Annotated in this window: 1 pseudogene; it reads left to right on the top strand. The window is 43.4% G+C overall.

Features of this window, described 5'->3' with window-relative positions:
- Window positions 1-214, top strand: a pseudogene (locus tag PZE06_RS28285) (flagellin N-terminal helical domain-containing protein); the annotation flags it as partial.
- Between the last annotated feature and the right edge of the window lie 81 nt (window positions 215-295).

Consider the following 295-nt stretch of genomic DNA (forward strand, 5'->3'; position numbering starts at 1 on the left):
AACAGCAAAAGTACAAGTGGAAGCGAAAATGGAAGTTTCTGTTTCGGTGGTAGACCCGAATGACCCGACAAACGTTACTGCCATCACATTCCCAAAACAGTTAACGACTTCAAACGGAAAGTTGACTCATGGTGGACTAGAAATGGAGTATGGGGCGAATGTAAAAGAGGGGGCTTCTCAGTTCGACCTTACCAATAAAGCATTAGCCTTCTAAATCGGGGCTAACACAAACCAAAATGTCATGATTGATGTGCCGCAGTTAAGCACAGTTAAGCTTGGCATTGACGAAATCAAT

It is taken from the genome of Robertmurraya sp. DFI.2.37, assembly GCF_029211245.1.
Taxonomy (GTDB): domain Bacteria; phylum Bacillota; class Bacilli; order Bacillales; family Cytobacillaceae; genus Robertmurraya; species Robertmurraya methanolica_A.